General features: G+C 73.3%; 10 protein-coding genes. 7 read left to right on the top strand and 3 right to left on the bottom strand.

What is annotated here, in order from left to right:
* The 6 genes from ABTZ17_RS02570 to ABTZ17_RS02545 all read left to right on the top strand — a co-directional run bounded on the left by ABTZ17_RS02570 (position 1) and on the right by ABTZ17_RS02545 (position 8,787).
* A complete protein-coding gene (locus ABTZ17_RS02570) occupies positions 1 to 1,818 on the top strand; it encodes an ABC-F family ATP-binding cassette domain-containing protein (protein WP_352193630.1) in 1,818 nt (605 codons plus the stop codon).
* 150 nt (positions 1,819 to 1,968) lie between these two features.
* Positions 1,969 to 3,654 (top strand): outer membrane protein assembly factor BamB family protein, encoded by a 1,686-nt coding sequence (locus tag ABTZ17_RS02565; protein WP_352193629.1) that lies wholly within the window; start codon positions 1,969 to 1,971, stop codon positions 3,652 to 3,654.
* A 46-nt stretch (positions 3,655 to 3,700) separates the two neighbouring features.
* Positions 3,701 to 5,551 (top strand): hypothetical protein, encoded by a 1,851-nt coding sequence (locus ABTZ17_RS02560; protein WP_352193628.1) that lies wholly within the window; start codon positions 3,701 to 3,703, stop codon positions 5,549 to 5,551.
* 146 nt (positions 5,552 to 5,697) lie between these two features.
* Positions 5,698 to 6,387 carry a response regulator transcription factor gene (locus tag ABTZ17_RS02555; RefSeq protein ID WP_352193627.1) on the top strand — a complete coding sequence of 230 codons (690 nt, stop codon included), beginning with the start codon at positions 5,698 to 5,700 and terminating at the stop codon, positions 6,385 to 6,387.
* Between the two features lie 175 nt (positions 6,388 to 6,562).
* Positions 6,563 to 7,540 (top strand): UDP-glucose 4-epimerase GalE, encoded by a 978-nt coding sequence (galE, locus tag ABTZ17_RS02550; RefSeq protein WP_352193626.1) that lies wholly within the window; start codon positions 6,563 to 6,565, stop codon positions 7,538 to 7,540.
* A 464-nt stretch (positions 7,541 to 8,004) separates the two neighbouring features.
* On the top strand, positions 8,005 to 8,787 hold the full coding sequence (locus ABTZ17_RS02545; protein WP_352193625.1) for a LuxR C-terminal-related transcriptional regulator: 783 nt from the start codon (positions 8,005 to 8,007) through the stop codon (positions 8,785 to 8,787).
* Here the strand turns inward: ABTZ17_RS02545 and ABTZ17_RS02540 are convergent.
* Positions 8,746 to 9,243: a MarR family winged helix-turn-helix transcriptional regulator gene (locus ABTZ17_RS02540; RefSeq protein WP_352193624.1), complete on the bottom strand. Its 498-nt coding sequence runs from the start codon at positions 9,241 to 9,243 to the stop codon at positions 8,746 to 8,748. The two genes, ABTZ17_RS02545 and ABTZ17_RS02540, sit on opposite strands and share 42 nt — an antisense overlap.
* A 138-nt stretch (positions 9,244 to 9,381) precedes the next feature.
* Between ABTZ17_RS02540 and ABTZ17_RS02535 the strand changes: the two genes are divergently transcribed.
* Positions 9,382 to 10,260, top strand: a complete 879-nt coding sequence (locus ABTZ17_RS02535; protein WP_352193623.1) for a trans-aconitate 2-methyltransferase — start codon at positions 9,382 to 9,384, stop codon at positions 10,258 to 10,260.
* Between the two features lie 85 nt (positions 10,261 to 10,345).
* Here the strand turns inward: ABTZ17_RS02535 and ABTZ17_RS02530 are convergent, their stop codons facing one another.
* Both ABTZ17_RS02530 and ABTZ17_RS02525 read right to left on the bottom strand, forming a co-directional pair.
* Entirely contained in the window at positions 10,346 to 12,052 is a 1,707-nt protein-coding gene (locus ABTZ17_RS02530) for an FG-GAP repeat domain-containing protein (protein ID WP_352193622.1), read from the bottom strand.
* Positions 12,053 to 12,075: 23 nt separating this feature from the next.
* Positions 12,076 to 13,791 (bottom strand): FG-GAP-like repeat-containing protein, encoded by a 1,716-nt coding sequence (locus ABTZ17_RS02525; RefSeq protein ID WP_352193621.1) that lies wholly within the window; start codon positions 13,789 to 13,791, stop codon positions 12,076 to 12,078.
* Between the last annotated feature and the right edge of the window lie 62 nt (positions 13,792 to 13,853).

Raw genomic sequence — 13,853 nt, 5'->3', positions numbered from 1 at the left:
ATGGCCGTCAATCTGGTCAATGTCGAGGCAGTCAGCAAGGTGTACGGCACCCGTACCCTGCTCGACGGCATCTCCCTCGGCGTGTCCGAGGGGGACCGGATCGGCGTCGTCGGACGCAACGGCGACGGCAAGACCACCCTCATCCGGATGCTCGCGCGCCTGGAGGAGCCGGACAGCGGCCGCGTCACCCACACCGGCGGCGCCCGCCTCGGCATCCTCACCCAGCACGACTCGCTGGATCCGACCGCGACCGTCCGCCACGAGATCATCGGGGACCTCGCCGACCACGAGTGGGCCGGCAACGCCCGCGTCCGCGACGTCCTCACCGGCCTCTTCGGCGGGCTGGACCTGCCCGGTTTCGAGCACGGCCTCGACACCGTCATCGGCCCGCTCTCCGGTGGCGAGCGCCGCCGCATCGCGCTCGCCAAGCTCCTCATCGCCGAGCAGGGCCTGCTCGTCCTCGACGAGCCCACCAACCACCTCGACGTCGAGGGCATCTCCTGGCTGGCCGGGCACCTGCAGAACCGCCGCTCGGCGCTCGTCTGCGTCACCCACGACCGCTGGTTCCTCGACCAGGTCTGCACCCGCATGTGGGACGTCCAGCGCGGCGCGGTGCACGAGTACGAGGGCGGCTACAGCGACTACGTCTTCGCCCGCGCCGAACGCGAGCGGATCGCCGCCACCGAGGAGACCAAGCGGCAGAACCTCGTCCGCAAGGAGCTGGCCTGGCTGCGCCGCGGCGCCCCCGCCCGGACCTCCAAGCCCCGCTTCCGCATCGAGGCCGCCAACGCCCTCATCGCCGACGTGCCGCCGCCGCGCGACACCTCCGAGCTGATGAAGTTCGCCAACTCCCGGCTGGGCAAGACCGTCTTCGAGCTGGAGGACGTCACCGTCCAGGCCGGCCCCAAGACCCTCCTCCAGCACCTCACCTGGCAGCTCGGACCCGGCGACCGGATCGGCCTCGTCGGTGTCAACGGCGCCGGCAAGACCTCCCTGCTGCGGGCCCTCGCCGAGGCCGCCCGCACCCAGGGCGAGGCGCAGCCCGCCGCGGGCACCGTGACCGTGGGCAAGACCGTCAAGCTGGCCTACCTCTCCCAGGAGGTCGGCGAACTCGACCCCTCCCTGCGGGTGCTGGAGGCCGTGCAGCGGGTCCGTGACCGGGTCGATCTCGGCAAGGGCCGCGAGATGACGGCCGGACAGCTCTGCGAGCAGTTCGGCTTCACCAAGGAGAAGCAGTGGACCCCGGTCGGGGACCTCTCCGGTGGCGAGCGCCGCCGGCTGCAGATCCTGCGCCTGCTGATGGACGAGCCGAACGTCCTCTTCCTCGACGAGCCCACCAACGACCTCGACATCGAGACCCTCACCCAGCTGGAGGACCTCCTCGACGGCTGGCCCGGCTCGATGATCGTCATCAGCCACGACCGCTTCTTCATCGAGCGCACCACCGACACCGTCATGGCCCTCCTCGGCGACCGCACCCTGCGGATGCTGCCCCGAGGCCTGGACGAGTACCTGGAGCGGCGACAGCGGATGGCCGCGGCCGCCGCCCCGGCCGCGCAGCCCGCCGCCCCGGCCCCCGCCGCGGGCGCCGCCAAGGAAAAGTCCGCCGGGGACGCGCGCGCCCAGAAGAAGGAACTCCAGAAGATCGAGCGCCAGCTCAACAAGATCTCCGACCGCGAGTCCCTGCTGCACACCCGGATCGCGGACAACGCCACCGACTTCGAGAAGGTGGCCGAGCTCGACGCGGAGCTCCGGGAACTGATCTCCGAGCGCGACGAGTTGGAGATGCGCTGGCTGGAACTGGCCGAAGAGGCCTGATCCACGCGGTCGGCGCGGAGCGATAACGGCCACGTCACGGGCCGGTGCGACCTTGGGAACAGGGCTCGCACCGGCCCGTTCGCTGTCCGGGGCGAGTGATAGAAAGAACGTCCCCACGCCCCCTGCCGCCGACCCAGAAGGTACGAGCTGATGACTCAGCCGCCCCACGAGCCGCCGAACCAGCCCCCCGTACCCGATGGTTACGGCCACCTGCCCGGCCCCCCGCAGCCCGGCTACGGACAGCCCCCGCAGGGCCCCAACCCCTATGCGCAGCAGCCCCCGCAGGCCGCGTACGGACAGCCGCAGCCCGGCCCCAACCCGTACGCGCAGCAGCCCCCGCAGGGCTTCGGCTACCCGGCCGCGCCGCCCGGGCACCCGCAGGGCCCGCCGCTGGGCGCGTCCCCCGGCGGCCCCCGCAAGGGCCGCGGGAAGCCCCTCGGGATCGTGGCCGCCGCGGTGGCCGGCGCCCTGGTCCTCGGCGGCGGCGGGTACCTGCTGCTCGCCGACGACGGCGACGGTCCCGCGAAGCCGGAGGCGAAGGGCGGTCCCTCCGCCCCGGCCGCCCCCTCGGCGCCGGCCACCGTGGACGAGGGCGACGGCAAGGGCGACGGCCGCCAGGTGGAGGAGGACTTCAACGCCGGCCGCAAGCCGGGCGAGGACAAGGTCCTCTGGCTCAAGCTCAACACCGCGGACGTGCCCGGCAAGGGTGCTCAGGTGCCCGGGCTCTGGGTGGTCGGCGGCACCGTGGTCAAGACCGGCTACCAGAGCCTGACCGGCTACGCCGCGGCCGACGGCAAGGAGAAGTGGAACCGCAAGCTGCCGAGCGAGATCTGCGGCAAGGCGGACGCGGTCACCGCCGACGGCAAGATCGTGTACGCGGTGAAGAGCGGTACCGGCAGCAACGCGAACTGCAACCGCGTCATCAAGATCGACGCGGTCACCGGCGCCGAGGTCTGGTCGAAGGAACTGGCCAAGGAGGGCCTCTTCGACATCATGACCAACCTGCGGCTCACCGTCTCCGGGGACACCCTGGTGGTGGCCCGCACCGGCCCCAGCACCGGCCACCGCCTCAGCGACGGGGCCAAGATCTGGGCCGAGAAGCGCCCCGACGGCTGCAGCGCCTACGAGTACGCGGGCGGCCCCGTCCTGATCTCCGCCACCACCTGCTTCAAGGCCGAGACCGAGCAGGTCGAGGGCATCGACCCGAAGACCGGCAAGGCCCTCTGGGCGTACAAGCTCCCCAAGACCTGGAAGATCAACAAGGTCTACGGGATGAACCCGATCGTGGTGGACGCCGCCAGCGAGCAGGAGGCCAAGCGCGGCATCCTGGTGCTCAACACCGACGGCAGCAAGCGCACCCGCCTCTCCGGCGAGGGCAACTTCACCGCCGTGTGCAGCTGGTCCGTGTGGGGCCGTGACCTCCAGGGCTGCAAGGGCGCCTTCGTCAGCGGGAACACCTTCTGGTTCATGACCAACGGCAAGGCCCCCATGCGCGACAACGAGGCCGTGGCCTTCGACCTGAGCAGCGGCCGGATCACGCAGCGGGTCCCCGCGCCCAAGGGCCGTTTCATGACGCCGATCAAGGCCGAGGGCGGCAAGGTCTACGCCTACGTGGACCCCACCACCGACGGCAAGGGCGGCCAGATCGTGTCCTGGCCCGCCGGTGGCGGCAAGGTGACCGTGGTCCAGCGCCACCCCGACTCCGCCGCCAAGGCCGAGCGGACCTTCTACACCCCGCAGTTCGAGTTCGTGGACGGCCGCTTCCTCATCGCCTCCTCCTCCCTGTTGGGGCGGGACGGCGCCGAGGAGAAGCTCCTGATGGCGTTCGGCAAGTGAACCCCTTCCCCCGAGAGCCCGTCCCCCGAGAGGCAGAGAAGCAGCGATGAGCACCCCGCCCAGTCCGCCACCGCCGTCGAACGAGCCCCCGCAGGGCTTCGGCGCCCCCGTGGATCCCCCGGCCGGCGGTTTCGGCGCCCCCGTGGAACCCCCCGCAGGCGGCTTCGGGGCCCCGCAGCCCCCGCAGTCCGGCCAGGGCTACGGCTACCCGCCGCAGGCCCCGCCCGGCTACGGCTACCCGCAGCAGCCGGGGCAGCCGTACGCCCCCCAGCAGGGCGGGCCCTACGGGGCGCCGCAGCAGGGCCAGCCGTACGGCTACCCGCAGCAGCCCGGCGGCCCCTACGGCGGGCCCCCGCAGCCGGCCACCCAGCCGATGTACGGGGCGGGCGCCCCGGCCCCGAAGGGCCCCGGCGGCAACGAGCGCCGCAAGCAGCTCTCCATCGTGCTGGCGGCCGTCCTCGCCATCGCCCTGATCGTCGGCGGCGGCCTCTGGTACGCGAGCGGTTCCGACGAGGACACCCCCGGCGCCACCGCGAGCAGCGGCGGCACGGGCGGGGACGGCAAGGGCGAGGACGGCAAGGAGGGCTCCGGCGGCGGAGGCTCCGGCGACGGGGCCCCGGCGGTCGGGGCGGCCGTGGAGAAGGCCCCGGCCGACACCAAGGCCAAGCTGGTCCACAAGGAGCCCCAGCCCAAGATCGAGCGCCTCCACAACGTCGCCGGCTCCTGGCTGACCGACTCGGTCTACGCCAAGACCGGCATCCGCGAGATCGTCGGCTACGACCTCGCCACCATGAAGCCCAAGTGGACGGTCGAACTGCCCGGTCAGCTGTGCGCCGCCGCGAAGCAGGTGTACGGGGACAGGACGGCCATCGCCTTCGAGCCCGCCGCGCGCAAGGACAAGTACGACCGGCAGGGCTGCTCCGAGGTGGCCGCGCTGGACCTGGCCGCGGGCAAGCTGCTGTGGAAGGGCTCCGCCAAGGGCGGCAACAGCGGGGACGAGAAGACCGACTTCAAGGAGATCACCCTCACCCGCAAGACGGTGGCCGCGGGCGGTCTCGCCGGCGGCGCCGCCTGGAGCCTGGCCGACGGCAAGTCCCTGTGGGTGCCCAAGGCCGACGCCGAGAACTGCTACGACATGGGCTACGGCGGCGGTGACGGCCTCGCCGTGATCCGCAAGTGCGGGGACTACGGCAGCCAGTACCTGCTCGCCCAGTCCCTGGACGAGACCACCGGCGCCCCCCGCGGCAGCTACCGGATGCCCCAGGGCATCCAGTGGGCGCAGATCCTCTCGGCCCGTCCGCTGGTGGTCTCCACCGACCTCAACAACAGCGGCAAGATCAGCGACATCTTCTCGGTGGACGACCGCACCGGCGCCCTGAGGGCCCGCATCGGCCTGGCCAAGGGCCTGTACGCGCCCAACTGCTCCAGCGGCACCGGCGTCGAGACCTGCAACAAGTACGCCGTCGGCAACGGTCGGATCTACCTGCCCACCGCCGAGCACGACGACACCGCGGGCAAGTACGACCGCACCAACGAGATCGTCTCCTTCGACCTCGCCACCGGCAAGCAGACCGGCGACCGCGCCGACGCCGGCTCCCGCTACTCGGTCTTCCCGCTCCGCATGGACGGACCGAACCTCATCGCCTACAAGTGGCCCCCGTACAACGCGGGCGGTCAGGTGGTCAGCATCGACCCCAAGACGATGAAGGAGACCCTGCTGCTGGAGAACCCGGCCGACTCCGCCACTCGTTCGGTGGAAACCGGCTTCTCCTCCAACTTCGCCGAAGTCCGGTACCACAAGGGCTGGTTCTTCGCCTCGGAGGTCCTGATCGACAAGCCGTACCGGCCGGAGGACGCCGAGCGCGACTTCCTCTTCGCGGGCTTCAAGGCGGGCTGAGCCCGGCCCGCACGGATCCTGGGGGGCGTCTTCCGGCAACGGAAGGCGTCCCCTTCGGCCTTCCGGGGGCTTCTCGCCGGTAACCGGCCCACGGCGTCGAACAAGCGTGTAGCTTGCCGGGGCAGAAGAGTCGGGGGTGGGGCCGGATGGGCGTACGGGTCATGGTGGTCGACGAACACCGGCTGCTGGCCGAGGCACTGGCCTCTGCCCTCAAGCTGCGCGGGCACCGCGTGCTGGCCGCGGCGGCGCCCGCGGCGGGCGCGGCCGAGCTGGTGATCAGCAGGGCCCCGGAGGTGTGCCTGCTGGGCACCGCCACCCCCGCCGAACCGGGCGTCTTCGAGCCCATCGTCCGGATCCGCAGGGAGCGCCCGCAGATCGCCGTGGTGGTCCTCGGCCCGGTCCCGAGCCCCCGCGGCATCGCGGCCGCCTTCGCCGCGGGCGCCTGCGGGTACGTCCGCCAGGACGAGCGCATCGAGGGCGTGGAACGCGCCCTGGCCAAGGCCCGCGCGGGGGAGGCGGCGGTCGCCCCGCAGCTGCTCCAGAGCGCCTTCGCGGAGCTGCTCAACCCCGCCGCCCAGCCCGACGACGAGGGCAGCCGGCTGCTCCAGCTCCTCACCCCGCGCGAGGTCGAGGTGCTGGTGCGGGTGGCCGAGGGCGAGGACACCCGGCTGATCGCCGCGGGCATGGGCATCGCCCCCAGCACAGCCCGCACACATGTCCAGCGGGTACTCATGAAGCTCGGCGTCGGATCGCGGCTGGAGGCGGCCGCCCTGGCGGCCCGGACCGGCCTCCTGGACCGGGCTTCCGTGCCCGGACAGCCCGGCTCCCGGGAGTAGCCTCTGCCCCGGCGGAACTGCCGGGACGCACCGGACCACCGGGTCGCACCGCGCCGTCGGGACCGCCGCGCGCTCTTCACCGGGCGGCGGCCTTCCGGCAAGCCGCCGTTCCCCCGGGCCTCGGGCGCCGGGCGGAGCGTGTGTACCGAGTGCGTTCTTCCTGAGAGGCGAGCAAGTGAACAAGTACCTGGTCACCGGCGGAGCCGGATACGTGGGCAGCGTCGTGGCGGCCCACCTGCTGGAGGCGGGGCACGAGGTGACCGTCCTCGACGACCTCTCCACCGGCTTCCGGGCCGGTGTCCCCGCCGGGGCGCGGCTCATCGACGGCCGCATCCAGGACGCCGCCCGCCACCTCGACCCCTCCTACGACGCCGTGCTCCACTTCGCGGCCTCCTCGCAGGTCGGCGAGTCGGTGGCCGATCCGGGCAAGTACTGGGCCAACAACGTGGGCGGCACCCTGGAGCTGCTGACCGCGATGCGGGACGCGGGGGTGCGCAAGCTGGTGTTCTCCTCCACCGCCGCGACCTACGGCGAGCCCGGGGACGGCCGCCTGACGGAGACCTCCGTGACGGCGCCCACCAACCCGTACGGGGCCTCCAAGCTGGCCGTGGACCACATGATCGCGGGGGAGTGCGCGGCCCACGGGCTGGCGGCCGTCTCGCTGCGGTACTTCAACGTGGCCGGCGCCTACCGGGAGTTCGGCGAGCGGCACGACCCGGAGACCCACCTGATCCCGCTGGTGCTCCAGGTGGCGCTGGGGCAGCGCCCGCACATCAACGTCTTCGGCGACGACTACCCGACCCCGGACGGCACCTGCGTGCGGGACTACATCCACGTGGCCGACCTGGCCGGGGCCCACCTGTCGGCCCTGGAGGCCGCCGCGGCCGGGGAGCACCTGGTGTGCAACCTGGGCAACGGCAACGGCTTCTCGGTGCGCGAGGTCATCGAGACGGTCCGCAAGGTGACCGGTCGGCCGGTCCCGGAGGTGGTGGCGCCGCGGCGGGCCGGGGACCCGGCGGTACTGGTGGCGGCGGCGGACACCGCCCGGGAGCGGCTGGGCTGGATCCCGACCCGGTCGGACCTGGCCGGGATCGTCTCGGACGCCTGGGAGTTCGCGCTGCGCCGGGAGGCGGAGGCGGCCGACGGGGTCTGAGGCGGCCGACGGGGCCGGTCCGTGTCGGGGCGCGCCGGCGGACGGGGTGTCGGGCGGGGCGTCGTGTGGGGCGGCGGTCCGTCCCGGCACACCGCCCGACACCCCGTGCCGGAGGCTTCCGACACCCCGTGCCGCGGGGCCCGGTTTCGGCCACGGGCCGGGCCGGAAGATGTCCGTCCGCGGAACAGCGCCCGTACCGTTCAGGGGAGTTGCCGCGAACCGCCGGAAAAATCCCCGGGAGGAACTTCCGGGATTCGGCCAACCCCCGAGCGCGCCGGGCCCTACGCTGATGCTCGACACCGGTGGGGGCCGGTGTTGATTCAGGGGTCGAGACAGTCGGGTACGACGTCCGGGCCGGGGTAGCAGTCCAGTTGCGGCGGCGGCCGTGGCCACTGCTGATCCAACCAGCTCCGGGCCGGGCGTCGTACCCGCGCCTCTCCGTTCCCCGACCCATGGGGGTGTCTGTGGTTCGTATCCGGGTTCTCGTCGTCGACGACCACCGTATTTTCGCCGAATCCCTGGCCGCCGCGCTGGCGGCCGAGCCCGATGTGGACGTGTCCGCGGCGGGCAGCGGTCCCGCCGCGCTGCGCTGTCTGGAACGGGGCGTCGCGGAGGGCCGCCGGTACGACGTCCTGCTCGTGGACGCCGATCTGGGCAGTGGTCCGCCGGGGGCCGCCGGGCCGGTCCGGATCCCGGCCCAGCCCAACGGCTCGGCGCCGGCCGTGCCCTCCGGGGACGGGATCGCCCTGGTCGCCGGGGTGCGCGCGGGGCAACCCGCGGTCCGCACCGTGGTCCTCGCCGAGCGGGACGATCCGCGGCGGGCCGCGATGGCCCTGCAGGCCGGGGCCTCCGGGTGGGTGGCGAAGGACTGTTCGCTGTCCCGGCTGCTCGCGGTGATCCGGGGCGTGCTCCGGGAGGAGACGCACCTGCCGCCCGCGCTGCTGACGGGAGTGCTGCGGGAGCTGACCGCGGCCCGCAAGACCCGCACGGACAGCGAGCGGCTGGTGGAGTCCCTGACCCCGCGCGAGCACGAGGTGCTGCGCTGCATGGTGGCGGGGCTCAACCGCAAGGACGTGGCGGCGCGGCTCTTCCTGTCCCCGCACACCGTCCGCACCCACATGCAGAACGTCCTGGGCAAGCTGGGCGTGCACTCCACCCTGGCCGCGGTGGCCCTGGCCCGGCGGGCCGGGGTGCGACCCGTGGAACTACCCGGGGATGTTGTCGAACGGAGCGGTCAGCTGGCGTAGCAGGCCCGCCAGCTCCATCCGCTGGGCCCGGGGCAGCTGCGCCAGGATGGCGCGCTCCTGGTCGAGGAGTCCGGCGAGGGCCTGGTCCGCGCGGTCCCGCCCCTCGGCGGTGAGCCGGACCAGGACCCCCCGGCGGTCGTTGGGGTCGGGCAGCCGCTCGACCAGGCCCTTCTTGGCGAGCCGGTCGATGCGGTTGGTCATGGTGCCCGAGGTGACCAGGGTCTGGGTGAGCAGCTGCCCGGGGGAGAGCTGGTAGGGCTCCCCGGCGCGGCGGAGCGAGGTGAGCACGTCGAACTCCCAGGGCTCCAGTCCGTGCTCGGCGAAGGCGAGCCGGCGGGCGCGGTCGAGGTGGCGCGCGAGCCTGCTGACGCGGCTCAGCACTTCGAGCGGTTCCACGTCGAGGTCAGGGCGTTCCCGCCGCCATGCCGCGACCAGTCGGTCGACCTCGTCCTCCATGCCGATCAGTGTAAAGGGTCTGTCGATATGAAGTCTCTTGACGTCAAGATAAAACTGGGGTGATCATAGGGGAGCAAGGGGCCGGAGAAGTGCCGTTCCGTCCCGCTCTGTGCTGTTCGCGTGCCCGAGGAGGGCCCCATGGCGTCCGATCCCACCGCACCCGCCGCACCCGCCGGGACCGGCACCACCCCGCCCACCTGGGACCCGGCCCAGTACCTCCGCCACGCGGACCACCGCGGCAGGCCCTTCCGGGACCTGCTCGCCCGCGTCCGGGATCCGGTACGGGGGTACGGATCCGGGACGCGGGCCCCCCGCGTCGCCGACCTCGGCTGCGGCCCCGGCAACGTCACCGCCCTGCTCACCGACCGCTGGCCCACCGCCCGCGTCACCGGCTTCGACAACTCCCCCGAGATGCTCGCCGCCGCCGACCGCGACCACGCCGGGCCCACCCCCGGCGGCGGCGGCCTCGACTTCCGGCACGCCGACCTCGCCGACTGGCGCCCCGACGGCCCCTACGACCTGATCGTCTCCAACGCCGCCCTCCAGTGGGTCCCCGGCCACCAGCACTCCTTCCCCGCCTGGATCGCCGCCCTCCGCCCCGGCGGGGTCCTCGCCTTCCAGGTCCCCGGCAACTTCCGCGCCCCCACCCACCGGCTGCTCCGCGAGCTCTGCGCCGAGCCGCGCTGGCGGGACCGGCTCGACCCGGACGCCCTGCCGCGCCCCGAGCCCGTCCTCGAACCCCTCGACTACCACGCCCTCCTCACCGGCCACGGCTGCGCCGCCGACGTCTGGGAGACCACCTACCTGCACCTGCTCACCGGACCGGACCCCGTGCTCGACTGGGTCAAGGGCACCGCCCTGCGCCCCGTCCTGACCGCCCTCGCCGGGGACCCGACGGCCCGGGAGGAGTTCCTCGACGCCTACCGCGCCCGGCTCCGCGAGGCGTACCCGCCGGGCCCCGCCGGGACCGTGCTGCCCTTCCGCCGGCTGTTCGCGGTGGCGGTCAAGGAGTCCTGACGCCCACCGGCACCGCACGCGACGGCGCCCCGCCCCCGGAGGACCGGGAGCGGGGCGCCGTCGTACGGGTGGGGCGGGGGAGCCGTCAGTGCAGGCCCTTGTAGATGTTCCAGCCGCCGCCCAGCAGGCTCCGTCCGGACAGGGTGGACATGCCGCCCAGGCCGGTCGCGGAGTACCGGTACGCCTTGCCCGCGGAGTCCACGCCGATCAGGTCGGCGCGGCCGTCCCCGGTGATGTCGCCGGGAGAGGCGAGCTTGCCGTAGATGTGGAAGCCCGTGCCGATCTTGACCTTGGCGGCGAAGGGGGCCGAGGCGTTGCCGGTGCCGGGGTACACGTACAGGGTGCCGCCCGTGGTCCGTGCGATCAGGTCGGCCCGGCCGTCCCCGGTCAGGTCGCCGGCGCCGAAGAGCCGGTCGAAACCGCCCCAGCCCGCGCCGATCCTCACACGGGTGGCGAAGGTCGAGCCGGTGCCGGTGCTGCGGTAGAGCCACAGCACCCCCGCCCTGTCGCGGGCCACCAGGTCACCGATGCCGTCGCCGCTCAGGTCGCCGACGCCCGTGACGTGGTTGTAGATGTCCCAGCCGCCGCCGACGTGGCTGTCGCCGTTGTACAGGTGGCCCTGGAAGACGTACAGGAAGGAGCCGTAGCCCGCGCTCGTCACCGAGGAGGCGAACACGATCGGCGCGTGGTCCGGCCAGCCGCCGTCCGAACTGGCCTTCTCCCGCGGGAAGAAGGCGCCGTTCATCCGGCCCGTGTACTCGTACAGCGTGTTCGCCGTGTCCCGGGCGATCAGCTGGTACTTGCCGTGGGCGGAGGTGCCGCCCTGCCCCGAGAAGAGGGTGGTGTACTGCCAGCGGGTGCCGAACTGCTTGCGCGGGGCCAGCCGGCCGTCCCCCAGCGGGACGTACAGCCAGACCGTGCCGGCGAGGTCCCGGCCCAGGACCTCGCCGTCGCCCAGCGAGAACAGCTGGTTGTAGATCTGCCAGCCGGAGCCCACCTGGACCTTGGCGCGGAACGGGGCCGTCCGGCTGCCGGTGCCCGCGTAGTGGTACAGCGCGCCGCCCGGGGTCCGGGCCACGAGGTCGCCGTGCCCGTCGCCGTCGGTGTCCCCGACCGCCACGAGCTGGTCGTACGCGCCCCAGCCCGCCCCGATCCTCACCCGGGCCCCGAACGGGGCGGCCCCGTAGCCCGCCCCGGTGCCCGGGTACAGGTACAGCTCGCCGCCGGGCGTGCGGGCCAGCAGGTCCGGCTTGCCGTCCCCGGTCAGGTCACCGGGGCCGACCACCTTGTTGTAGACGGTCCAGCCGCGGCCGCTCCACCCCTGCGAGGTGAACGAGCCGCCCTTCTCCACCTGGTACAGCGACAGCTTCCCGGTGGTGCTCAGCGTGAGCACCTCGGGCTGTGCGGAACCGGTGGTGTTCCCCACCGGGACGACGTCGCGCAGGGTCTCCCCGGGTTCCCCGGCGGGGACCGTGACCTGCTTGTCCTCCTGCGCGAACGTCTTCAGCAGGTAGCTGTTGCCGAGCGTCCGGTACAGCAGGTCGTTGTTGCCGTCCCCGTTCACGTCGAACCGGGCGGGTGCCAGCGGCCCGCGGGCGGTCAGGGCCTCGCGACGCGCGGTGGGCAGGCTGCCGGTGGGCAGCGGGGTGCGCAGCTCCTGCCGGGCCTCCGGGGGCTTCGGCGGGACGACGGGCCCGGCCGCCGCCGGACCGGCGAAGACCGGTCCGGCGGCGAGGGCGAGCGCGGTGCAGGCCGCTATGCGGCCGAATCGCTTGTGGCGCAGGGTGTTCACGGTCCCCCCTGGGACGTGCCGACTCAGTACAGGTTCTTGTAGGTGTTCCAACCGCCACCGAGCAGCACGCGCTTCGACAGGGTCGAGGCGCCGCCCAGACCGGTGGTGACGTAACGGTAGGCGTTGCCCTGGGAGTCCGTACCCACCAGGTCCGCCCGACCGTCGCCGTTCATGTCGCCGGGCGAGGCCATCTTGTTGTAGACGCCGAAGCCGGTGCCGATCTTGACCTTGGCGCCGAAGGGGGCCGAGGCGTTGCCGGTGCCGGGGTACACGTACAGGGTGCCGCCCGTGGTCCGCGCGATCAGGTCGGCCCGGCCGTCGCCGGTGAAGTCGCCGCCGCCGAGCAGCCGGTCGAAGCCGCCCCAGCCCGCGCCGATCTTCGACTTGCTGCCCACGGCGGTGCCCCGGCCGTTGCCGCGGTAGAGCCACAGCACCCCGGACCTGTCGCGGGCCAGCAGGTCGCCCTTGCCGTCCCCGCTCAGGTCGCCGGGGCCCACGAGGGCGTTGAACGCGCCCCAGCCCGCGCCGAGGTCGTCGTTCTCGTGGTGGAGCCGGCCCTGGTAGACGTACATGAACGAGCCCCACAGGCTGTCGTTCATCGAGGAGGCGCTGGTGATCGGGGCGAAGTCCGGCCAGCCTCCGTCGTCGCTCCACTTCTCGCGCGCGCTGAGGGCGCCGTTCGCGCTGGTCCCGTACACGTAGAGGGTGTTGGCGGTGTTGCGGCCGACCAGGCGCTTCTTGCCGTGGGCGGGGACGCCGCCCTGGCCGGCGAAGAGGTTGGTCCACTGCCAGTTGGTGCCGGACTTCTGGCGGGCGGCGAGGGTGCCGTTGCCGTTGCCCGCGTAGTACCAGGTGGTGCCGGAGACGTCGCGGGCCAGGATCTCGGAGTCGCCGTCGCCGTTGGCGTCGCCCAGGTTCAGGAGCTGGTTGTAGATGCCCCAGCCGGTGCCGATCTTCACCGGCTTCGCGAAGGGGGCGGCGGCGCTGCGGGTGCCCTTGTAGAAGTACAGGTCGCCCGCCGGCGTGCGGGCCACCAGGTCGCCGGTGCCGTCGGCGTTCAGGTCGCCGCCCGCGACGATCTGGTCGTACGTCTGCCAACCGGCGCCCACCTTGACGGCGGCGCGGAACGGCTCGCCGTAGAGGGTGCCGCGGCCGGCGTAGAGGTACAGCTCGCCGTTGTGCTTGCGGGCCAGCACGTCCGGGCGGCCGTCGCCGGTCAGGTCGCCGGCGCCGAGCACCTTGTTGTAGACCTGCCAGCCCTTGCCGGTCCACTCCGTGTAGCCGAAGCCGCTGGTGGACGCGGTGGCCAGGGACAGCTCGCCGGTCACGGTCAGGGCCAGCAGCTCGGGGCTGCCGTCCTGGTCCAGGTCGCCGACCGGGATCAGGTCCTTGTAGGCGGAGTCCTCGTACAGCGGGGTGGTGAAGGGGGTGTCGTCGCTCGTCCAGGTCTTGAGGACGTGGTCGGCGCCCGTGCGGTAGAGCAGCTCGTTGCGGCCGTCGCCGTTCAGGTCGAAGAGCGGGGCCGCACCGGCGGCGCGGGCCGCGAGGCCGCCGCGGCGGGCCTCGGGGAGCACCCCGGTGGGCTGCGGGGTCCGCTGCTCGGCGGCGCTCCGGGCGGCGGGGGCCCCGGGGGCCACGGGCTCGGCGGCGGCCGGGGTCGCGAGGGCGGTACCGGCGGCGATGGCCAGCGCGGTGCAGGTGGCGATACGGGAGAGGCGCTTGTGGCGCAGGGTGTTCACAGTCCCCCCAGGGGCTTCGTGCAGATGGTTCGGGTGGAGCTCAGGGGTCCGCCGGGCCGGCT

This window comes from Streptomyces sp. NPDC097619 (genome assembly GCF_040302735.1).
Classification (GTDB): domain Bacteria; phylum Actinomycetota; class Actinomycetes; order Streptomycetales; family Streptomycetaceae; genus Streptomyces.
The sequence above is the reverse complement of the archived record's forward strand: the minus strand, read 5'-3'. Positions and strand labels throughout refer to the sequence as shown.

What these genes read in the sequence shown, in the direction of transcription:
- ABTZ17_RS02555 (WP_352193627.1), top strand. Translation starts at nt 5,698, where the DNA reads ATGGGCGTACGGGTCATGGTGGTCGACGAACACCGGCTGCTGGCCGAG.
- ABTZ17_RS02535 (WP_352193623.1), top strand. Translation starts at nt 9,382, where the DNA reads ATGGCGTCCGATCCCACCGCACCCGCCGCACCCGCCGGGACCGGCACC.
- ABTZ17_RS02540 (WP_352193624.1), bottom strand. Translation starts at nt 9,243, where the DNA reads ATGGAGGACGAGGTCGACCGACTGGTCGCGGCATGGCGGCGGGAACGC.
- ABTZ17_RS02560 (WP_352193628.1), top strand. Translation starts at nt 3,701, where the DNA reads ATGAGCACCCCGCCCAGTCCGCCACCGCCGTCGAACGAGCCCCCGCAG.
- ABTZ17_RS02570 (WP_352193630.1), top strand. Translation starts at nt 1, where the DNA reads ATGGCCGTCAATCTGGTCAATGTCGAGGCAGTCAGCAAGGTGTACGGC.
- ABTZ17_RS02565 (WP_352193629.1), top strand. Translation starts at nt 1,969, where the DNA reads ATGACTCAGCCGCCCCACGAGCCGCCGAACCAGCCCCCCGTACCCGAT.